This is a genomic window from Kitasatospora sp. NPDC052896, assembly GCF_044547075.1.
GTDB lineage: Bacteria > Actinomycetota > Actinomycetes > Streptomycetales > Streptomycetaceae > Kitasatospora.
Genome location: NZ_JBITZU010000003.1, coordinates 283,168 through 304,065, shown reverse-complemented (window position 1 = coordinate 304,065; position 20,898 = coordinate 283,168). Strand labels below are relative to the sequence as shown.

At 73.7% G+C, this 20,898-nt stretch carries 15 protein-coding genes; 9 read left to right on the top strand and 6 right to left on the bottom strand.

The genetic code is table 11. The annotated features are described in order from the left end of the window. Positions 1–61 precede the first annotated feature (61 nt). The 7 genes from ACIGXM_RS10040 to ACIGXM_RS10010 all read left to right on the top strand — a co-directional run bounded on the left by ACIGXM_RS10040 (position 62) and on the right by ACIGXM_RS10010 (position 8,102). On the top strand, positions 62–2,296 hold the full coding sequence (locus ACIGXM_RS10040; protein WP_396558839.1) for a nitrate- and nitrite sensing domain-containing protein: 2,235 nt from the start codon (positions 62–64) through the stop codon (positions 2,294–2,296). Further along, the gene (locus ACIGXM_RS10035; RefSeq protein WP_396558837.1) at positions 2,293–2,718 is read left to right on the top strand and encodes a roadblock/LC7 domain-containing protein; all 426 of its coding nucleotides are present in this window, start codon (positions 2,293–2,295) and stop codon (positions 2,716–2,718) included. The genes ACIGXM_RS10040 and ACIGXM_RS10035 overlap by 4 nt, the downstream gene beginning before the upstream one ends. Positions 2,719–2,750: 32 nt before the next feature. Continuing rightward, the gene (locus ACIGXM_RS10030) at positions 2,751–3,935 is read left to right on the top strand and encodes an ABC transporter substrate-binding protein (RefSeq protein WP_396558835.1); all 1,185 of its coding nucleotides are present in this window, start codon (positions 2,751–2,753) and stop codon (positions 3,933–3,935) included. Positions 3,936–4,103: 168 nt separating this feature from the next. Continuing rightward, a complete protein-coding gene (locus ACIGXM_RS10025; RefSeq protein WP_396558833.1) occupies positions 4,104–4,907 on the top strand; it encodes a methyltransferase domain-containing protein in 804 nt (267 codons plus the stop codon). A gap of 83 nt (positions 4,908–4,990) precedes the next feature. Further along, the gene (locus ACIGXM_RS10020) at positions 4,991–5,734 is read left to right on the top strand and encodes a PIG-L deacetylase family protein (protein WP_396558831.1); all 744 of its coding nucleotides are present in this window, start codon (positions 4,991–4,993) and stop codon (positions 5,732–5,734) included. 77 nt (positions 5,735–5,811) lie between these two features. Next, positions 5,812–6,354, top strand: a complete 543-nt coding sequence (locus ACIGXM_RS10015) for a PadR family transcriptional regulator (protein ID WP_396558829.1) — start codon at positions 5,812–5,814, stop codon at positions 6,352–6,354. Between the two features lie 26 nt (positions 6,355–6,380). Next, a complete protein-coding gene (locus ACIGXM_RS10010) occupies positions 6,381–8,102 on the top strand; it encodes an acyl-CoA dehydrogenase (protein WP_396558827.1) in 1,722 nt (573 codons plus the stop codon). An 87-nt stretch (positions 8,103–8,189) separates the two neighbouring features. Here ACIGXM_RS10010 and dacB read toward each other — a convergent pair whose 3' ends face one another. Next, on the bottom strand, positions 8,190–9,782 hold the full coding sequence (gene dacB / locus ACIGXM_RS10005) for a D-alanyl-D-alanine carboxypeptidase/D-alanyl-D-alanine-endopeptidase (RefSeq protein WP_396558825.1): 1,593 nt from the start codon (positions 9,780–9,782) through the stop codon (positions 8,190–8,192). A gap of 167 nt (positions 9,783–9,949) precedes the next feature. Beyond that, a complete protein-coding gene (locus ACIGXM_RS10000; protein WP_396558823.1) occupies positions 9,950–10,303 on the bottom strand; it encodes a hypothetical protein in 354 nt (117 codons plus the stop codon). Between the two features lie 187 nt (positions 10,304–10,490). Here ACIGXM_RS10000 and ACIGXM_RS09995 point away from each other — a divergent pair, with 187 nt between their 5' ends. Then, positions 10,491–11,711: a DUF4190 domain-containing protein gene (locus ACIGXM_RS09995; protein ID WP_396558821.1), complete on the top strand. Its 1,221-nt coding sequence runs from the start codon at positions 10,491–10,493 to the stop codon at positions 11,709–11,711. A gap of 285 nt (positions 11,712–11,996) precedes the next feature. On the opposite strand, the gene ACIGXM_RS09990 is transcribed toward ACIGXM_RS09995, so the two are convergent. The 4 genes from ACIGXM_RS09990 to ACIGXM_RS09975 all read right to left on the bottom strand — a co-directional run bounded on the left by ACIGXM_RS09990 (position 11,997) and on the right by ACIGXM_RS09975 (position 20,046). Then, positions 11,997–13,388, bottom strand: coding sequence for an aspartate aminotransferase family protein (locus ACIGXM_RS09990; protein WP_396558819.1), 1,392 nt, complete (start codon positions 13,386–13,388; stop codon positions 11,997–11,999). 39 nt (positions 13,389–13,427) lie between these two features. Then, a complete protein-coding gene (locus tag ACIGXM_RS09985) occupies positions 13,428–17,459 on the bottom strand; it encodes a Pls/PosA family non-ribosomal peptide synthetase (RefSeq protein ID WP_396558817.1) in 4,032 nt (1,343 codons plus the stop codon). A 499-nt stretch (positions 17,460–17,958) separates the two neighbouring features. Further along, complete coding sequence (locus ACIGXM_RS09980; RefSeq protein WP_396558816.1) at positions 17,959–19,467, bottom strand: CHAD domain-containing protein; 1,509 nt, start codon at positions 19,465–19,467, stop codon at positions 17,959–17,961. A gap of 105 nt (positions 19,468–19,572) precedes the next feature. After that, positions 19,573–20,046 (bottom strand): MarR family winged helix-turn-helix transcriptional regulator, encoded by a 474-nt coding sequence (locus tag ACIGXM_RS09975; protein ID WP_396558815.1) that lies wholly within the window; start codon positions 20,044–20,046, stop codon positions 19,573–19,575. A gap of 94 nt (positions 20,047–20,140) precedes the next feature. Here ACIGXM_RS09975 and ribA point away from each other — a divergent pair, with 94 nt between their 5' ends. After that, positions 20,141–20,881: a GTP cyclohydrolase II gene (ribA, locus tag ACIGXM_RS09970; protein ID WP_396558813.1), complete on the top strand. Its 741-nt coding sequence runs from the start codon at positions 20,141–20,143 to the stop codon at positions 20,879–20,881. Positions 20,882–20,898 lie beyond the last annotated feature (17 nt).

Here is a 20,898-nt window from a genome sequence, read left to right as displayed (position 1 = left end):
CCCGGCCCCTCCACAGCGCGGCCGCACCAGGCGATCCGGCTGAGCCGGAGGGCCGGGCCAGGTGAGAATCACCCGGAAACTCACCCTCCTCGCCACCGTCCCACTCGTCGCGGTACTGGCCTTCGCCGCGCTGGCCCTGCGCACCACCGCGGGCCAGGCCCTCGACGCCGCCCGACTGAGAGCCCTGGTGGCCCTCGGCGCCCAGGCCGGTGAACTGGCCCACCAGCTCCAGGACGAGCGCACCGACGCCGCGCTGGTGCTCTCCAGCAACCCGGCCGACAGCGCCACCCTCACCGCCACCTATCTTGCGCAGATCCGCAACACCGACCAGGACATCACGACCTACCACCGGCTGCGCGAGCACCTGGCGAAGCTGTCCGGCGACACCAACGGCATGCTGCAGACCACCGACCAGGAGCTCGCCCAACTCCCGGCGCTGCGCAAACAGGTGGAGTCCAGCCCCAGCGCCGAGCTGTCCGCCACCACCTTCCAGTACCGGATCCTGGTCGCCGACCTGCTCGGCTACCGCGGTGACACCGCCGAGGCCGGCCGGGCCGGCGCCGCCGTCGCAGCCCGGATCAACAGCTCGGTCGCCCTCTCCCAGGCCGCCGAGTACGCCAGCGAGCAGGAGCTGGCCGTGCTGCGCGCACAGGCCGCCGGCGGGCTCACACCGGCCGCCCAGGACAACATCGCCGCCGCGCGGAGCGGCTACACCGAGGCCGTGCTGGACTTCGACCGCACCGCCGACCCCGACTGGCAGTCCTGGCTGGACCAGAACCTGGCCGGCGACCTGGTGATCGACGCCGGCCGGATGGAGGACGACGTCGCCCGGGCCCGGCCCGGTGACCCGCTGCCCGCGACGGACGCCTGGACGGCCGCGATGAACGACCGGGTCGACCGGTTGCAGCAGGTCGACCAGCGGATCGACGCCTCGATCCTGACCGAGGTCACCCAGGTTCGCGACCAGCAGCGGATGTGGACCCTGGGCGAGAGCCTGGCCGTGCTGTTCTCGGTGATCGCCGTGGTGGTGCTGGCGATCCGGCTGGGCCGTCCGATGATCCGCGAGCTGCGCCGGCTGCGGGACGCCGCGCACGCCGTGGCGCACGAGCGGTTGCCCGCCGCGGTCACCGCGCTGACCGCCCGTGGGGCGCTCGGCACGGCCACCCCCGCGGAGTTCGCCGCGGCGGCGGGCGACCCGGTGCGGGTGCGCGGACGGGACGAGATCGCCGAGGTCGGCGCGGCGTTCAACACGGTCAGCCGGGAGGCGGTCCGGATCGCCGCCGAACAGGCCGCCATGCGCGACCGGCTGGGCACCGTGCTGGTCGGTCTGGCCCGCCGTGGCGAGCGGCTCACCGGCGCGCTGATCAAGGCGCTGGACGCCGCCGAACGCGACGAGCACGACCCGGCCAGGCTGGAGCGGCTGTTCGCGCTGGACCACCTGGCCAGCCGGATGGGTCGCAACAACCACAGCCTGCTGGTGCTGGGCGGCGAGGCCTCGGCGCGGGTGCGCGGCCAGGACGCCCCGGTCGAGGACGTGCTGCGGGCCGCGATGGGCCAGATCGAGCGCTACACCCGGGTCGACTTCGGCACCTTCGACCCGGGCGTGCTGATCTCGGCCAAGGCGGTGGACCACCTGGTGCACCTCTTCGCCGAGCTGCTCGACAACGCCACCGCCTACTCCAAGCCGGAGCACCAGGTCACCGTGGAGGCCCGGTTGCTGGCCGACCGGGTCGCGGTGCTGGTCTGTGACCGGGGCATCGGCCTGTCGGACGACCAGTGGCAGCAGGTCAACGAACGGCTGGCCAGCCCGCCGCCGGTGGAGCTCACCGGAGTGCGCGCGATGGGCCTCGCCGTGGTCGGCCAGCTCGCCTCCTGGTACCGGATCAGGGTCGAGCTGCGGCCCCGCCCGGGCGGCGGCACGATCGCCGAAGTCACCCTGCCGGCAGAGGTGTTCAGCATCGCGACGGACGCTCCCAAGCAGCCGGCGGAGCCGGCCCCGGCCCTCCCCGCAACACCCGCCGCGGTCCGGACGCCCGCGCGCCCCGCCGGACCGGTCGGCACCACCAGCGCCGGCCTCCCCCGTCGCCGCCCGCGCGCCGCCGAGCCCGCGATCCGAAGCGCGGCGCCCCACCCCGCACCGGCGCCCGACACCGCGCCGGCTCCCGAGGAGCGTCGCGACCCCGCCCGGGTCTCCGCCGCGATGGCCGCCTACGCCCGCGGCATCGGGGCCAGCCGCACCGGGCGCCCCGCCCCCACCTCCGTCCTGTCCGACCCCGAACCGAAGGAACACCCGTGACCAGCACCTCCACCCCCGACCTCGACTGGCTGCTGAACGACTTCGCGGCCCGCGTGCCGGAGATCACCCACGCGGTGGCGGTCTCCGCGGACGGCCTGCTGATCGCCGCCACCCGCGACGTCCAGCCCGAGCGCGGCGACCAGCTGGCGGCGATCGCCTCCGGTCTGGTCAGCCTGCTGGCCGGTGCCGGACGGCTGCTGGAGGCGGAGCCGGTGATCAGCAACCTGACCGAGCTGCAGGGCGGCTTCCTCTTCTCGATGGCGGTCAGCAGCGGCGCCTCGCTCCTGGTGCTGGCCACCAAGGCCTGCGACATCGGCCAGGTCTCCTACGAGATGGCAGAGTTGATCAACCAGGTGGGCCCGGCGCTCGCCCCGGCCGCCCGCGCGCTGCTGCTGAACTCCGAAGCCGCCGCCGCTTCCTGAGCGCCGCCCTCACCAACTCTCCTGGAGCTCCCATGACTTCGGCAAGCCTTGCCCGGGCCGCCGGACCACTGCTGCTCGCCACCGCGCTCTGCGCCACCGGCTGCTCGGCCGGCGGCGGCTCCCCCGCCGCCGACGGCCCGGTGAGGATCGGCCTGCTCGCCTCGCTCACCGGCACCTACCAGTCCGTCGGCACCGACCTGCGCGACGGCTTCCAGCTCTACCTGGACACCCACGGCGGCAAGCTCGGCGGTCGCACCGTCGACCTGCTGGTGGCCGACGAGGGCAACGGCGCGTCCACCGCGCTGCCGGCCGCCACCAAGCTGGTCAAGCAGGACAAGATCCTGGCCCTGACCGGCATCGTCGGGGCCGACTCGGTGGCCGCGGTCACCCCGCTGCTCACCCAGAACCGGATCCCGCTGATCAGCTCCAACGGTCGTCCGGTGGTCAAGGACGTCAGCCGACAGTGGAGCACCAGCTTCCTCTCCAACGAGCCGGGCGCCGCGATCGCGCAGTACGTCAAGGACACCGTCTCCGGCCCGGTCTTCGCGATCGGCCCGGACTACCAGGGCGGTTGGGACGAACTCCAGGGCTTCACCGACGCGTTCACCAAGGACGGCGGCCAACTCGCCAACCCCGGCGGCAAGACGCTCTTCACGCCGTTCCCGCAGACCACCGACTTCACCCCGTACCTCAACCAGATCAAGAACTCCCGTGCCAAGGCGGTCTACTGCTTCTACGCGGGCGAGGCGGCGGTGGACTTCGTCAAGCAGTACGCCCAGTCGGACGTCAAGGACGTCCCGCTCTACGCGGCCGGGTTCCTCACCGAGGGCGGCGTGCTGAACGCCCAGGGCGACGCGGCGAAGGGGATCCGATCCGTCCTCAACTACGCGCCCGACCTGGACAACGCGACCAACCGGGCGTTCGTCGCCGCCTGGCAGGCCAAGCACGCCGGCCCGCCCACCACCTACGCGATGGCCTCGTACGACGCGGCGGCCGTGCTGGACAAGGCGATCGCGGCGGCCGGCAGCGACCTGACCCCGGACACCCTCAACGCCGCGATCGGCGGGCTGGGCCAGATCGACAGCCCGCGCGGCGCCTGGCAGTTCGGCCGGACCACGCACTCGCCGGTGCAGAAGTGGTACCTGCGCCAGGTGCAGAGCGACGGGCGGACGCTGTCCAACCTGACCGTCCAGGACCTGGCCACCATCGGTAACTGACAGCACGTCAGAGCACAGCCGGGGGTGCCCGGTGGGCCGGTTCGGCGCGCACCCGGTCCCGGCCGTGGACGGGGTGGCCTCCGGGCCACCGCTCCTCGTCGCGGCGGCCGGCCTCACCCCGTCCAGCCGGCGGGCCACCCCTGCCGCCCCCGATCCGGAGGTTCCCCGTTGACCGCCACCCAGTACGCCTTCGACAACCGCGCCGCCGACGCCGAGTCCCAACTCGCCGTCCTGGAGACCTACCTGGACCCGGTCACCACCCGCCGACTGGACCACCTGGGTGTGCCGGCGGGCGCCCACTGCTGGGAGGTCGGCGCCGGCGGCGGCTCGATCGCGCGGCTGCTCGCCGAACGGGTGGGCCCGAGCGGCCGGGTGGTCGCCAGCGACCTCGACCTGACCCGGTTCCGGGGCGCCGCCCCGCAGCTGGCGCCGCTCCACCACGACGTGCGGACCGAGCAGCCGCCGGGCGCCTTCGACCTGATCCACGCCCGGCTGCTCCTGCTCCACCTGCCCGAACGGGAGCGGGTGCTGGCCACCCTGGCCGGCGCGCTGCGCCCGGGCGGAGTGCTGCTGGTGGAGGAGTTCGACCGCAGCCCGCTGCGGGTGCTGGCCGGCGCCGAACCCGCCGAGCGCGCGCTCTTCGCCCGGGTGATCGAGGGCGTGCTGGCCGCGCTCACCGAGCGGGGCGCCGACCTGCGCTGGGCCGAGCGGGCGTACTCGGCGATGGAGGCGGCGGGCCTGACCGAGGTGCGCACCACCACGCACGCCGAGAGCTGGACGGGCGACGGCGGCGCCCGGCTGCACGAGATCAACTCGCGCCAGCTGGCCGACCGGCTGCTGGCCGGCGGGCTGACCGAGGACGAGCTGGGCCGGTTCCGCGCGCTGGTCCGCCGCCCGGAGTTCGCCGCGCTCTCCTACACCCTGGTCTCGGTCTCCGGTCGCCGCCCGCACCGAGTCCGGCGCCGTTCGTAGGCGGGGCCGGGCCGCTGGGCGATAGTGGCGGTGTTCCCTGGTCGGTCCTCGCGGCCGACCGTCCCCGCCACGGAAGGACTCAGATGACCGAGCTGCCCCCGGAGCCGTTTCAGCCGCTCGACGAGGACTGGGAGCGGGCGCTGGCGGTGGTCGCCCACCCCGACGACCTGGAGTACGGCGCGGCGGCCGCCGTCGCCCGCTGGACCGACCAGGGCAAGAGCGTGGTCTACGCCATGGTGAGCAGCGGCGAGGCCGGGATCGACTCGCTCGACCCGGGAGAGTGCCGGCCGGTCCGGGAGACCGAGCAGGTCGCCGCGGCCGGGCTGGTCGGGGTGCACACCGTGGAGTTCCTCGGCCATCCGGACGGCATGCTGGAGTACGGGCTGCCGCTGCGTCGGGACATCGCCCGGCTGGTCCGCCGCCACCGCCCGGAGATCGTGATCACCACCAACTTCCGGGACAGCTACGGCGGGGTCCTCCCCAACCAGGCCGATCACATCGCGGTGGGCCGGGCCACCCTGGACGCGGTGCGGGACGCCGGCAACCGCTGGGTCTTCCGCGAACTGACCGCCGAGCGTTACCAGCCGTGGAACGGCGTGCGGCAGCTCTGGGCGGCCGGCTCGCCGCTGGCGCGGCACGCCGCGGACACCACCGACTACTTCGAGGTCGGGCTGGCCTCGCTGCAGGCGCACCAGGCCTACCTGGAGGCACTGGAGGGGGACATGGCGGACGCTCAGGGCTTCCTGGAGGGGGCGGCCCGGGCCGCCGGCAGCCGGCTCGGGGTCCGCTTCGCCGCCGCCTTCGAGGTGATCACCCTGCGCCCGTAGTCGGGCACGGGGTGAGCTGCGTCTCACGCCGCCACCGCCCTCTTGCTATGCAACTTGTTGCATAGCAAGCTGGGGCCATGGCCCTCGAGCACGCGATCCTCGTCTCCCTGCTGGAGCAACCCGGCTCCGGCTACGAGCTGGCGCGCCGCTTCGAGCGCTCGATCGGCCGCTTCTGGACCGCCACCCACCAGCAGATCTACCGGGTACTCGGGCGGATGGAGACCGACGGCCGGCTGGCCGTGGAACTGGTCCCGCAGAGCGGCCGGCCGGACAAGAAGCTCTACTCGGTCGCCGAGCCCGGCCGGGCCGCGCTCGCCGCCTGGCTGCGGCAGCCGGTCGAACCGGAGACCGTCCGGCACGAGATGGCGGTGCGGATCCGGGCCGCCGCCTTCGACGATCCGGCCGCGCTGATCCCCGAGGTCGAGCGCCACCGGGCCGCGCACGCCGAGCTGCTCGACCGCTATCTCACCGGCGAGCAGCGGGACTTCCCCGACCTCGACGCGCTCGACACCCAACAGCAGCTCCAGCACGTGGTGTTGCGCGGCGGTATCGAGTTCGAGCGGATGACGCTGGCCTGGCTGGACGACGTGCTCGCCACCCTGCACCGCCTCAGCAACTGACCCTCACCAGACCCTTTGGATGTCCGATGGCCGACGCCCTGCTGTTCAACCCGCGCAGCTACGACCCCGCCCAGTTCGACGAGCCGACCCGGCGACTGCTCCGGGCCACCGTCGACTGGTTCGAGACCCGCGGCAAGAAGGCGCTGATCGACACCTACATCGACCGCGCCTGGTACGCCGACTTCCTCGAGTTCGCCGCCAAGGAGGGCCTGTTCGCCGCCTTCCTGACCCCGGCCGAGCAGGCCGCGGGCGATGACGCCAAGCGCTGGGACACCGCCCGGATCGCCGCGCTCAACGAGATCCTCGGCTTCTACGGCCTGGGCTACTGGTACACCTGGCAGGTCACCATCCTCGGCCTCGGGCCGGTCTGGCAGAGCGAGAACGAGGCCCTGCGGGCCCGCGCCGCCCAGCTGTTGAGCGAGGGCCAGGTGATGGCCTTCGGTCTCTCCGAGCGGACCCACGGCGCCGACATCTACTCCACCGACCTGATCCTCACCCCGGACGGCGAGGGCGGCTTCCGGGCCAACGGCTCCAAGTACTACATCGGCAACGGCAACGTGGCCGGCCTGGTCTCGGTGTTCGGCCGCCGCTCCGACGTCGAGGGCCCGGAGGGCTACGTCTTCTTCGCCGCCGACAGCCGTCACCAGGCCTACCACCTGGTCAAGAACGTGGTGAACGCGCAGATGTACGTCAGCGAGTTCCGCCTGGAGGACTACCCGGTCTCCGCCGCGGACGTGCTGCACACCGGCAAGGCCGCCTTCGACGCCGCGCTGAACACCGTCAACGTCGGCAAGTTCAACCTCTGCACGGCCTCGATCGGCATCTGCGAGCACGCGATGTACGAGGCCGTCACGCACGCCCACAACCGGGTGCTCTACGGCCGGAAGGTCACCGACTTCCCCCACGTGCGACGGGAGTTGACCGACGCCTACGCGCGCCTGGTGGCGATGAAGCTGTTCAGTGCCCGCGCGGTGGACTACTTCCGCACCGCCTCCCCCGAGGACCGCCGCTACCTGCTCTTCAACCCGATGACCAAGATGAAGGTCACCACCGAGGGCGAGAAGGTCATCGACCTGATGTGGGACGTCATCGCGGCCAAGGGCTTCGAGGCGGACACCTACTTCGACAAGGCCGCCCGCGACATCCGCGGCCTGCCCAAGCTGGAGGGGACGGTGCACGTCAACCTGGCGCTGATCCTCAAGTTCATGGGCAACTACCTGTTCAACCCGGCCGAGTACCCGGCGGTGCCGACCCGCGACGACGCCGCGGACGACACCTTCCTGTTCCAGCAGGGTCCGGCCCGCGGCCTCGGCGCGATCCGCTTCCACGACTGGCGCGGCGCCTACGACCGGCACGCCCAGGTGCCGAACGTGGCCCGGTTCCGCGAGCAGGCCGACGGCCTGTGCGCGCTGCTCGCCGCGCACGCGCCGGACCAGGCGCAGCAGCAGGACCTGGACTTCCTGCTGGAGATCGGCCAGCTCTTCGCGCTCGTGGTCTACGGCCACCTGGTGCTGGAGCAGGCCGAGTTGACCGGCCTGGACGGCGACCTGCTGGACCAGATCTTCGACGTGCTGGTCCGTGACTTCTCAGCGCACGCCACCGAGCTGCACGGCAAGACCTCGACCACCGAGGAGCAGGCCGCCTGGGCGCTGGCACACCTGCGGCGGCCGGTGGCCGACGCCGAGCGCACCGCGCGGGTCTGGGCGCAGGTCGAGGCGCTCTCCGGCGCCTACGAGATGCGGCCGTAGGGTCCGCCACCCGCCGCTCCCCGGCAACGGGCCCCCGAGCGGGCCGGGTTCCGCCCGCCGGGGGGCGGACGGGACCCGGCCGACCGGTCAGCAGTGCGGCGCGCTGCCGCAGCGGTCCGGGTCGAAGCCCGGTCCGTGCCGCCGGGCCGCGGGCTGCCGGGCGACCGGCCCGGCCACCGGCGTGCGCGGCGCCGGGCCGGTCGCCAGCCGGACCGCGATGGCGTCCAGGATCGGGCGCGGGTCGGCGCCCAGGGTGTCGTTGAAGGCGGCGGAGAAGACCAGCCGGTGCCCACCCGGATCGGTGACGTATCCCGCCAGCGCGTACACGCCGGTCATCGAGCCGGTCTTGGCGCGCACGTTGCCGGCGGCGGCGGTACCGGTCATCCGGTCGGCCAGGGTGCCGCCGACCGGCTCCGGGACGCCGGCCACCGGCAGCGCGTCGTACCAGGCGGCGAACCACGGCTCCGACTGCGCCGAGCGCAGCAGTGTGGCCATCTGACGGACGGTCACCGCGTTGTAGCGGGTCAGTCCGGAGCCGTCGCGCTGGCGCATCGCGTTCGGCGCGATGCCCAGGCCGTGCAGGTAGTCGGCGACCGCCTGCAGACCGTTCTGCCAACTGCCCAGGCCCCGCGCGTGGTAACCCAGCTCCTTGGCCAGGTGCTCGGCGATCCCGTTGTTGCTCTCCTTCAGCAGCGGCGCCAGCAACTCCCCCAGCGCGGCCGAGGAGTGCGAGGCGACCACCGTGGCACCGGCCGCGGTCGCCCGCTCGGCGGTCGGCCGGTCCACGGTGACGCCGTGCCGGGCGAGGTCCGCCCGGAAGACCGCCGCCGCGTAGCCCGCCGGGTCGTCCACGGTGACCAGTTGCTGCTGCGGCGCGCTGCCGGCCGGGACCGTGCCGCTCAGGTCGACCTCGTTGCCACCGGGTCGGCGCCGCACCGAGATTGTCGTCTCGCTGCCCGAACTCCCGGTTTCCAAGTGCCCGTTGAGGTGGATCGGGGTGTCCGGCGGGCTGATCTGGACGGTGGCCGGGCGTCCCGCGCCGGCGGCCGGGGTGATGGTGAGCAGTGCGGTGCCGAGGTCGTCGTCCGGCGTCGGCGCGAGGGTGAGCGCGGAGATCTGCGGCGCGTAGTAGTCCGACAGGTCGTCCCAGGCCCAGCCGGTGCCGAGCCGCTCGGCGTCGTACCGGGTGTCGTCGGCGACCAGCGCGCCGGTCACCTCGCGCACTCCGGCGTCGGCGACCTGCCGGGCGAGCCCGTCCAGGTCGCCCGGTTGCAGGCTGAAGTCGCCGCCGCCGCGCAGCACCAGGTCACCGTCCAGCACCCCGCCCCGCAGCTCCCCCGCGCGCAGCACGTCGGTGCCGAAGCGGTGGTCGGCACCCAGGGCGTGGGTGGCCGCGGCGGAGGTGACCAGCTTCAGGGTGGAGGCGGGCAGCAGCAGGCCGTCCGCCTGGTGCTGGTAGCGGGTCTCGCCGGTGCTCGCGTCCTGGACCAGGACGCCGGCCTGCGCGCCGGCCAGCCGCGGATCGGTCAGCAGGGCGTCCAGGTCCGCGCCGAGTGTGGAGTCGGTGGCGGGCCGCAGGGTGACGCCGGCGGGCCGGTCGGCCCGGGCCATGCCGAGCAGGCCGGCCAGCAGGCTCGCGGCGGCCAGCGGGATCACCAGACGATGACGGAATCGGGTCACGGCTCCTCCAGAGCGGAGATGGTCACGCTTCGGAGGCTAACGAGCACGTTCCGCCCGCCCCGGGTTCCGCCGCGCCGGCAGCCGGGCGATCCCGGGCCGATCCGGACGGCCCGCGGCCGGCCGCGCCGCGCGGGGCGGGGCGACCGGCCGGGGAGGGGGGAGCGTGGTCAGGCGTGTGGCGCGGGACGGTGGTGGCGGGCGTTCCAGTTCCCGATCATCCGGGCCGCCAGGCCCAGCATCGCGATCACGGTGATCCCCCAGAACACCGCGAAGGCCACCACCACGCCCTTGGTCTGGATCTGCGCACCCGCCAGCCCGAGTCCGAGCGAGGCCCAGAACCAGTAGAAGACCGTGGAGATCCGGAGGTTGTACAGCCCCTCCAGGGCCCGGCGCAGCAGCCCGGGCTTCTTGGCGGGCGGGGTCCCCGCGGCGGCGGTGGCGGCGGCGGCGGTCGCGGCCTCGTGCCGCGGCTGCGTCGCGACCGCCGGGACCGCCCGCTCGCCTTCGTTTCTCGGTTGCATCGCGGCCTCCTCCAGGATCGGGCCGGCGGTGCCGGCACGACACGCGTGCTTCCATCCTGCCTCCGCCCGGCGCCGTCCGCAGTCCGTGCCCAGCCCGGAATCGCGCGGTCGGTCGGTGCGCGAATCGGCTAGAGTCCCACTTCGATCGAACGGATGCGCGACAGCGCGAGGGCGGGGAACCGACAGCATGAGCACGCACGACGAGCAGCAGCACACCCCGGAGCCGGCCGACCCCTGGGCCCCGCCCGGCCCCGACGCCCCGCCGGTCGACCGCCCGGCCCCCGCCCCCGCCCTCGGCCCCGGCCCCGGCCCCGGCCAACCGCCGTACGGCGCACTGCCGTTCGCCAGCCAGCCGTACGGTCCCTTCGGTTACCCGTTCGCGCCCGAGCAGCCGAGCCACACCGGCGTCAACGGCCTGGCGATCACCTCCCTGGTCACCGGCCTGACCTGCTGCCTCTGGCCGGCCGCGCTCGGCTTCGGGATCGCCGCCCTGGTCCAGCTCTCCAAGCGCCGCCAGCGCGGCCGCGCGCTGGCGGTGGCGGGCGTGGTCCTCGGCGGGTTCGGCCTGCTGGCCGGCGTGGGCGGGGGCGTCGCCCTGTACGTCGCGGGCGAGGACGTGCCCGCCGGGAGCATCGCGATGAGCCGGGCCCAGCCGGGCGACTGCTTCAACCGCCTCTCCGGGCGGTTCGCCAACCGCCTCCAGCTGGTCCCGTGCACCACTCCGCACCAGGACGAGGCGATCACCGTCGTACAGCTGTCGGACCCGGCGTTCCCCGGCCGGAGCGCCGCCTCCGCCGAGGTCCGGCAGAGCTGTGCCGGCTCCGCCGAGACGTACGTCCGGGACCTCTGGACCGTCCCGCGCTCGGTGCGCACCAGTTACCTCTACCCGGGCACCCCGCTCGAATGGGACGCCAACGACCACACGGGCCTCTGCCTGCTGGAGGACCGCGACGGCAAGCTCTCCCGGCAGCTGCGCCTCGACACCGACAGCCTGACCCCCGACCAGGTCGACTTCCTCGCCGCGGTCGGCCCGCTGGACCTGGCCACCCGCGACCGCCCGGCCGACCTGTCCGGGGCGACCCCGGACGAGCTGACCGAGTGGGCGCAGTCCTACCTCGCCGGCCTGGAGGAGGCCGAGACCGGGCTGGACAAGCCGGGCTGGCCGGACACCGCCAAGACGCAGATCGCCGCCCTGGTCACCGAGTTGCGCGCGGAGGAGCCCACCTGGCGGCAGGTCACCCCCGGCGCGGCGGGGCCGGTCGATCCCGACCAGCTCGACTCGGCGCTCGCCCTCAGCTCGCAGCAGCAGGAGAGCGCCGCCCGGGCCGCCCTCGGCCTCACCGCCCAGCCTGCCTACGAGGCCCCCGACCCCCAGGCCGCCGGCCCGGCCTCGGCCGCCAGCGCGTGACGGCCGGCGGGGTGAAGGCGAAGCCGAGCCGGCGTACCCGGTGGTCGAAGACCCGCCAGGTCCACCCCGACCGCCGGGTCGAGCGCTCGGCCCGCCGCGGCCACCGCACCCGTCGCGCCACCTCCCGGTTCGCCGCGCCGTTCGGGCCGGGGACGGGAATTGTCATCCAGAAGCGGGATCACGGTGTCAAATCGGCGTTTTTCCGGCAATCTGACGATCATTCCGTGAGAGAGCCGATCGGCGGCCGGGCAGGAGCTGCCGGCCGCCGCTCGGTACGTGATCCGCTCACGCCTCCAGCTGGTACTCCGTGGTGACCCGGAGCGCCTGCGTGATCGCGTCCAGCAGGATCGAGCAGGCCGTCTCGACGGTCTCGGCGGTGACGTTCAGCGGGGGCATCAGCCGCACCACCGCGTCGTCCCGGCCGCCGACCTCGACGATCAACCCCTGGCGCAGCGCTCTGGCCTGGACCGCCGCCGCCACCGAACCCGCCGGCTCACCGGTCTCGGGATTCGTGAACTCCACGCCCCACATCAGGCCCCGGCCGCGCACCTCGGCCACCCACGGGTGGTCCGCCAGCCCCGCGAGCCGGTCCGCGATCTGCTCGCCACGGCGGACCACGTTGCCGAGCACGTCGTCCCGGCGGATGATCCGGATCGCCTCCACCCCTGCCGCGAAGGCCAGTTGGTTACCCCGGAAGGTGCCGGTGTGGGCACCGGGCGCCCAGGTGTCCAGCTTCGCGTCGTACAGGATGACGGCGACCGGAGCTCCGATACCGCTCAGCGCCTTGGACGCGACGATGACGTCGGGCTCGATGCCGTACTGCTCGAAGGCGAACCAGGTGCCGGTCCGACCGCAGCCGGTCTGCACCTCGTCGACGACCAGCGGGATGCCGAGTTCCAGGGTCAGCGCGCGGACCCGCTGGACGAACTCCCGGGTGCCGGGCACGATGCCGCCCTCGCCCTGCACCATCTCCAGGACCACCGCGGCCGGCAGCGGCACCCCGCCGTTGCCGTCGCGCAGCGACCGTTCGAGGTAGCCCGCGCAGTTGGTCTCGCAGTTGGCCCGGGTCAGGCCGATCGGGCAGCGGGTGCAGTAGGAGTACGGGAAGAAGTGCACCCCGGGCACGCCGTTGGGCACCGGGCGCTTCTGCGAGACCAGCCCGGTGAGCGCCATCGCGGCGTGCGAACTGCCGTGGAAGCCGCCCTGGAAGGAGATCACGTCCCCGCGCCCGGTGGCGGTCTTGCAGAGCTTGAGGGCGGCGTCGACGGCGTTGGCACCGGTCGGACCACAGAAGTGGATCTTCATGCGGTCCCGCAGGTGCGGGTCCAGCATGGAGAGCTGGGCCTCGGTGAACGCGTCCTTGACCGGGGTGGGGAAGTCGAGTCCGTGGGTGAGCCGGCCGAGCTGCGCGGTCACGGCCGCCACCAGCTCGGGGTGGTTGTGGCCGAGCGAGAGCACCCCCGCGCCGGCCAGGAAGTCGATGAAGACGTTGCCGTCCACGTCCCGGACCAGGCTGCCGGACGCCTCCGCGATGGCGATCGGCAGCCGCCGGGGGTAGCTGCGGGCGTTGGACTCGTGGCGTTCCTGACGGGCGAGGAGTTCGGCCGAGCGGGGACCGGGCAGGTCGCCGCCGACGTACGGACCGGTCCACGTGTCGGGCTGGTCGAGCAGGGTCATCAGGTCTCCAGGGTTAGGGGGAGCCGGGAGGGGGTGGAGTCAGCTGGGCCGGGCGGGAATGCCGCGCCACCGGGTGTGCCGCGGCAGGCGTTCGCCCTTCATGACCAACGACAGCGCGTCGAGTGCGGTACCGGCACCGACCTCGGCGTCGTAGAGGACGACGCACCGCGGGCCGATCGAACTACCCGGTCCGACGGTGACCTTGGACATCTTCATCACCCGGTCCTCGAACAGGTGGGTCTGCAGCGAGGTGACCTCGTCGACGGCCGCGTCGTCGCCGACCTCGACCAGGTCGAACTCGGTCAGGTAGGTGGTCTGCAGCCAGACCCGGCGGCCGATCCGGGCACCGAACAGCCGCATCACCCAGCAGGACAGCGGAGTCCCGGTGAGCCCTCTCAGCAGGCCGGGCACCACCAGGTTCTCGAACAGGCCGGTGATGAGTTCGGTCCGGCGAACCCAGACCCCCCACAGCGGTTCGACCCGCGGCCGGTAGCGGCCGATGACCAGCCACTTCAGCGACACCACGACCAGTGTGTCGAACACCCCCATCCCCAGCAGCAGCGCCGGGCCGAGCAGCAGGACCAGCAGTGGCGAGCAGAGCCTGGCGAGTTCGATGCCGGTGTACAGCGCGCCCAGGGCACCGAAGGCGCCGATCGTCCAGGGCAGGGTCACCCGGAAGTACTCGATCAGCAGGCGCGCGGCGATCAGCCCGGGGCTCGGGTCGTAGGTGTACTTGGCGGGGAAGGCCTGGCTCTCCTCGCGGCGGGGCAGGAAGAGCGCCGGTGAGCCGAGCCAGGTCGCCTCGGAGGCGATCGGGCTGTCCGGCGCCACCGAGTGCACGCCCAGCAGGCTGTTCTCGCCCATCCGGCAGCCACCGGGCAGCAGCGCGCCGTTGCCGACGAAGCTGCGCCGGCCCACCTCCGCCGGGGCCAGCGCGATCCGGCCGCGGTGGAAGACCGCGGGGGCCACCACGCTGACGTCCGCGACGAAGCTGCGCTCGCCGATGACCAGCATGTCCGGGTCGACGAAGCTGACCGTCGCCACCTCGGCCCAGCGGCCGGTGCGGGCGCCGAGCAGCCGCAGGAACGGCACCAGGTAGAGCGTGGAGTAGAGCGACTGGGTCAGCGTCAGGCTGGTGGTCAGCAGACCGTCACTGATCCACTTGCGGACCCCGAACCCGCTGCGCTCCGGGTGGATGCCGGCCCGGACCCGGGGCAGCAGCACGCGCTTGACCGCGACCACCAGGGTGCAGGTGGTCAGCACGAAGACCGGTCCGGCCGCCACCGTGGCCGTCAGTGCCCAGCCCAGCCCGCCCGCCCAGGCGGCGAGGCCGACGATCGAGGAGCCGGCGGAGGCGATCAACAGCGGCGTCAGGAGGAGCAGCAGCGCCCCGGCGAGGTATCCGGCCAGCACCCGGACCGGCCAGGGCCGGTCGTCGGGGTCCGCGGCCATGGCCTGGAGCACCGGCGGCGCCGCCTCCTGGCGGACCGCCGGGGAGCCGGCCCAGTGCTCACCGTCCGGTACGGCCTGGTCCGCGGGCAGCAGGGACTGCTCGCCGAGCGAGGCGCCCCGGCCGAGCACGCTCCCGGCCCGCACCACGCTGTTGGTCCCCAGGTGGCTCCGGTCGCCCAGCCGGACCGGGGCCAGCCGCAGCCAGCCGTCCTCGACCGAGTAGCACTGCACCCGCGCGCCGTAGCCGACGCTCACCTCGTCGCCGATCTCCACCAGGCCGGGCAGGCCGGGCGGGGACGACAGGTGGCAGCCGCGGCCGACCCTGGCACCGAGCAGCCGCAGCAGCGGCGGCAGCAGCGGGGAGCCCGCCAGCAGGCCGACCGGCGCCAGCGCCAGCACCTTGGTGTAGAGCCAGAACCGCAGGTAGGTGACGCCCCAGAGCGGATAACGGCCCGGGCGGACGCCGGCCAGCAGCAGCCGGCAGCCGAGCACCGGGAGCAGCAGCAGGTCCGCCAGGACCCAGCCGATCTCCAGCGGCACGAACTCCGCGACGCCCAGGTGCGCGAGGTGCCCCAGCAGGCTGCCGGCGGCCAGCCCGGCCAGCGGCACCCGCCAGGCGGCCAGCAGCCGGTACAGCAGCACCAGGGCCGGCAGACCGGTCAGCAGCAACCAGCCGTACAGCACGGCGACCTGAGCCAGGCCGCAGGCGGCCACCCGGGCGGTGGAGTGCCGACGGGCCGGCGGGGCCTGCACCGCCGGCGACCGGCGGGCCGGCGTGGGGGTGTCGGCCACGAACTCGGCGAGGCCGCGCACGGTGGGGTGGGCGTAGAGGTCGGCCATCGCGAGGTGGCCGAGCTCCGGCACCCGGCGCAGCCGGGAGACCAGGCGGGCCGCCGCCATCGAGTGGCCGCCGAGGTCGCAGAAGAAGTCGTCCTCGACCGAGGGCTCCGGACCGCCGAGGATCTCCTGCCAGACGCCCGCGAGTTGGTGTTCCAGCGGGGTCCGGGGCGCGGCGTGCGGGCGGGAGCGCCGGCCGAGCGGCGGTGAGACGGGCGCGGGCAGCGCGGCGCGGTCCACCTTGTCGGCGGCCAGCAGCGGGAAGCCGTCGAGCACCTCGACGTGGGAGGGGATCATGTAGTCGGGCAGCCGGCGCCGCAGCGAGCCGTGCAGGCGTTCGCGCAGCTCGTCACGGTATCCGTCGGCGGCCGGGACGCGGTCGGTCAGCGTGACGTAGCCGATCAGGTCCTGGACGACGCCGTCCTGCTCCCGGGGCGTGACCACCGCGTTCTCCACCGCCGGGTCCTCGCGCAGCAGTTGCTCGATCTCCGCGAGTTCGACCCGGTAGCCACGGATCTTGACCTGGGTGTCGATCCGGCCGAGGAACTCGATCTCGCCGGACAGGCCGATCCGTCCCAGGTCGCCGGTGCGGTAGATCCGGGGGCTCGCGGCCCGGTCGGTCTCCACCGGGTTGACGACGAACCGCTCGGCGGTGAGTTCCGGCCGGTTGAGGTAGCCGATCGCCACGCCGGGGCCGCCGACGCAGATCTCGCCGCTCGCGCCGTCGGGGACCGGGCGCAGCTCCTCGTCGAGGAGGTAGACCCGGTAGCTGGGCAGCGGCCTGCCGATGGTCACCGGTCGACCGGCCGACAGTTCGGTCCAGGTCGCGCTCACCGTCGACTCGGTGGGACCGTACACGTTGAGGATCCGGCGGCCCGGCCGGGACCAGCGGCGCACCAGGTCGGGCGGGCAGGCCTCGCCACTGACCAACAGGTTGCGCAGCGCGGGCAGTTCGGCCTCGATGGTGCTCAGCAGGGTCGGTACGCAGCAGAGCACGGTGATCGCCTGCTCGGTGAGGAAGGCGCCCAGCCCCTCTCCGACCCGGCGGTCGTCGGTCGGTCCGGCCACCAGCTCGGCGCCCGCGACCCACGCCGGCCAGATCTCCTCGATCGAGAAGTCGAAGGCGATCGACAGGCCCTGGTAGACCCGGTCCTGCTCGGCGACCCGGTAGATCGGTGCGACCACCCGCAGGAAGTTGACGATGTTGGCACCGGAGACGGCCACGCCCTTGGGCCGTCCGGTGGTGCCGGAGGTGTAGATGACGTAGCAGGCCGCTTCCGGATCAGCGTCGACGAGCAGGCGGTCATCCGACTGATCCTTTAACTCGCCTTCCAGCTGGTCGAGTTCGAGAACATGACAGGGCAGGCCCCGAGTCAGCCGGCGCAGCCCGGAGGTGGTCACCAGGGCGCCCAGTCCGGCGTCCCGCGCGATGAATTCGACCCGGTCGGCAGGGAACAGCGGGTCGAGCGGCACGTAGCAGACCCCGGCCTTGAGGGCCGCGAGAAGCGCGACATAGGTATCCGGGGAACGTTCGAGCAGGATTCCGACGGGCCGGCCGCCGGCGGCCCCAGGCTTCCTCAGCAGTCGGGCCAACTGGTTGGCCCGACGGTCGAGTTCGGCATAGCTCAGGCTGGCGAAGCCACAGCTGACCGCGGTGTTGTCCGGGACCCGGTCGCAGGTCCGCTCGAAGTACTCGGCCAGCCGGCGAACCCGCGGCGGGATCCGGAGCTGCGGGGGCGGTGAAGCGTCCGGCATGTCTCCCGGCGCGAGAAGCTGCGACATTGGTTCCACACCTGACACGGCCCCTCCTGTTCTGCGAAATAAATGGATGCGGTAAATGCGTATCACGTCCGCTCGTTGGACGTCCTTATTAAACCTTCACGGACACACCAAGGCTTGGTAATATTTCCACATGGGGGCAGCCGGAAAGGCTACCGAGGGCCAACCGAAATAGTGAACGTCGAGCGTCAGTCCGACCGGCCGACCGCTCGGCCGTGACCCCGTCGGCTGGCCGCCATCTGTGCGAGAACCACTCGTCTGCGCGACCGACGGCCTCCTGGCCGGGCATGCGGAGGAATGAGCGGGTCGGCCCGACGGCCACCCGTCGAAGCACGGTAAGTGGCTCTCGTCGATTTCTCGTTTTCGAGTTCCGCCCGGGAGTTCACCCGTCGGTTCTCGAATCCCGGGGAGCGGCGGGGATCAGCCCGCCGGAATAGCCGCCGCGGCCGGGGCCGGATGTTCCGCGCGTTCCCGCGCGCCTGGACCCGGTGGCGGGCCGGGTTCAACCCAGCTCGGCCAAGCTCGCCTTGGCGGCCCTCCGCCAGGCCGTCCGCGCGGTCGCCAGCTCCGCCTCGGCGTACTGCCGTTGGCGGGCGTAGAGGATCCCGAAGCCGAACCCGTCCAGGCCCTCCGAGCTTGCCACCGAGGCGAGTTCGGGGAGCAGCCGCTCGGCGACCACGGCGTCCTGGTAGCCGCCCAGGGCCTCCTGGACCGCCCGCATCCGGCGGGCCAGCTCGGCTCCGCCGGGGCCGACCAACTCGGCGGTGTAGCGAGCCCGCTTGGCCGCCTTGCGGGCGTCGTGCAGCGCCTCGTCCCGGTGCGGGCCGACCTGTTGGGCCAACGCCGCGCGGATCCGCCGCCGGGTGCGCCGCTGCTCGCGGCGCAACAGGCGGGACGACTCGGCGGCACCGCGCGCCGCCCGGGCCCGCAGCGGGGGCTCGGCGGCCAGCTGCTCCAGGGCCGCGAGGAGCGCGAAGTACCTTTCGCCGTCCAGGAATTCACGGGCCTCCCGGTGCGCCTCCTGATACCGCCGGTCGGACCAGTCGGTGATCCACTCGGCCAGCCGGGCGGGTTCGGCCACCGCGGGCAACTCGGCGGCCTGGCCGGCCAGTCGGGCCCCGGTGGTCTCCGCGTCACGGGCGGCGCCCAGGACCTGGCCGAGCAGCCGCAGCTCCTCGCGCAACCCCTCGGTACGCCCGGGCCGCAGCAACGGCCGCGCACTGGTGAGGGCGGAGCGCAGCCGCCGGGCGCAGACCCGCATCCGGTGCACCGCGTCGGGCTCGTCGCGTCGCACCGCGCCGTCCAGCGCGAGCAGCGCGGAGGTCTGCGCGCGCAGGTAGGCGGTGAGCGCCGCTCCCGTACTGCCGGATTCGGGCCGCACCGGGTGAGGCACCGGGCCGGACGCTCCCGGGTAGCGGTCGGCGGCCGGGGCGAGCGGCCGCAGCCGACGGCGGCGCAGCTTGCGGTCGAGCACCCGCAGCAGCCGGCGCCGACCGTGCAGCAGGGTGACGGCGGTCTGCGCCCAGCCGGCCGTCTCGGCGTGCCGGCGGTCCAGCACCTGGGCCCGGACCTCGTCCCCGTCCAGCCGGGCCAGGGTGCGGCCGCGGGCGTCCAACAGCAGGGTGCGGGCGCGGCTGGTGCGCACCCGCAGCACCGGCCGCAGGGCGGCGCCGCGCGCGTAGGCGCGGACCAGTTCGGTCGCCTCGGCCGGAATCTCGGGCGCCTGCTCGGCCGGCCGCGCGTCGGTCGGTTCGGCCCAGCTCAGCTCCCGGAGCGCGCCGGCCTCGCCCGGCAGGGTCAGCAGCCAGCCCGGCCGGCCGCCATCGGTGCGGCGCCACAGGGCCACCCCGTGTGCCCGCAGCCGCAGGTCGGCGGTGTCGTAGTGGACGGCGTCCGAGTCCTCCGCGCCGGCCTCCACCACCTCGGCGACGCCCGGCAGCCCGCCGGGGCGGACCGGCCGGTCCAGCAGGCCCTGGTAGGTCCGGGCGCGTTCCGCGGGAAGCTTCGCCATGGGACCAAGCTTCCCGCGCCAAGGGCCGCTCCGCCACACCCTCGACGCGCCCCCCGGGCGGCCCGACAGCCCATCAGGAGCCGCGCGGGCCCGGCCCGCCTCCGGTCACCCCGTGCCGCGGTCCCGTGCGCGCAGTCGCCGAGCCACCTCGCCGAGCGACTCGGCCAGCACCCCGAGCCGGTCCCGGTCGAGGACGTCGATCAGCGCCGCGCGGACCGCCCCGACGTGCCCCGGCGCCGCCGCCCGCAGGACTGCCGCGCCCTGCTCGGTGAGTTCGGCGAAGACGCCGCGCACGTCGCTGGGACAGGACCGGCGGCCGACCAGGCCGGCCTTCTCCAGCTGCGCCACCTGGTAGGTGAGGCCACTCTTGGACGTGACCAGGCGCTCGGCCAGCTCGGTCATCCGCAGTGCGCCGTCCGGGGCGGCGGAGAGGTGGACCAGGATCTCGTACTGGGTGTGCGACAGCCCGGCGTCGTCCTTGAGCTGCTGTTCGACGTGGCGCGCCACGAGGTTGCTCGCCGCGACGAAGCCTCGCCAGGCCGCCATCTCCTGCTCGTCCAGCCACCGGGTCTCTGCCATGGGCACAGCCTAGCGCCGTTGTTCAAATTTGAAGCGAGGTGTACTGTCCAGACAGAGTTCAAATTTGAACCATTCCAGACCCGGAGAACGGAACATGCCCGCACCCGAGCGCACCACCGCCGAGCAGCACCCGCTCCCGCCCGCCCGGGTGCGGACCCGGGTACGCGTCCCGCTGCACTTCGCCGACGGCTTCCAGGTCGAGGCCGAGGTGATCACCTTCCACGGCCTGGCGGACGGCGCGGAGCACCTGGCCCTGGCCCTCGGCGACCCGGCCCGACCGAGCGGGCCGGGCGGACCCGCCGGGCTCGGAACGTCGGACCCGTCGACGTCCGGCGACCGGGCGGCGGTCCCGCTGGTCCGGCTGCACTCCGAGTGCCTGACCGGCGACGTCTTCGGCTCGGCCCGTTGCGACTGCGGCCCCCAGCTGCGCGAGTCCGCCGAACGGATCGCCGGGGTCGGCGGCTACCTGCTCTACCTGCGCCAGGAGGGCCGCGGCATCGGCCTCTACAACAAGCTCGACGCCTACGCGCTGCAGGACGGCGCCGACGGTCTGGACACCTACGCCGCCAACGCCGCGCTCGGCCTGCCCGAGGACGCCCGCGACTACACCGCCGCGGCCCAGATGCTGCACACCCTGCGCGCCACCCGGATCGACCTGCTCAGCAACAACCCCGACAAGGCCGGCCAGCTGGCCTCGCTCGGCATCGAGGTGGGCGGCCGGGTGCCGACCGGTGTGCACTCCTCCCCCAGCAACCTGCGCTACCTGCACACCAAGGCCGCGGGCACCAGGCAGACCCTCGGCCACGCCCTCCGCCTGCTGCCCGTCGCCCGCTGACCACCCGGTCCGCCCCA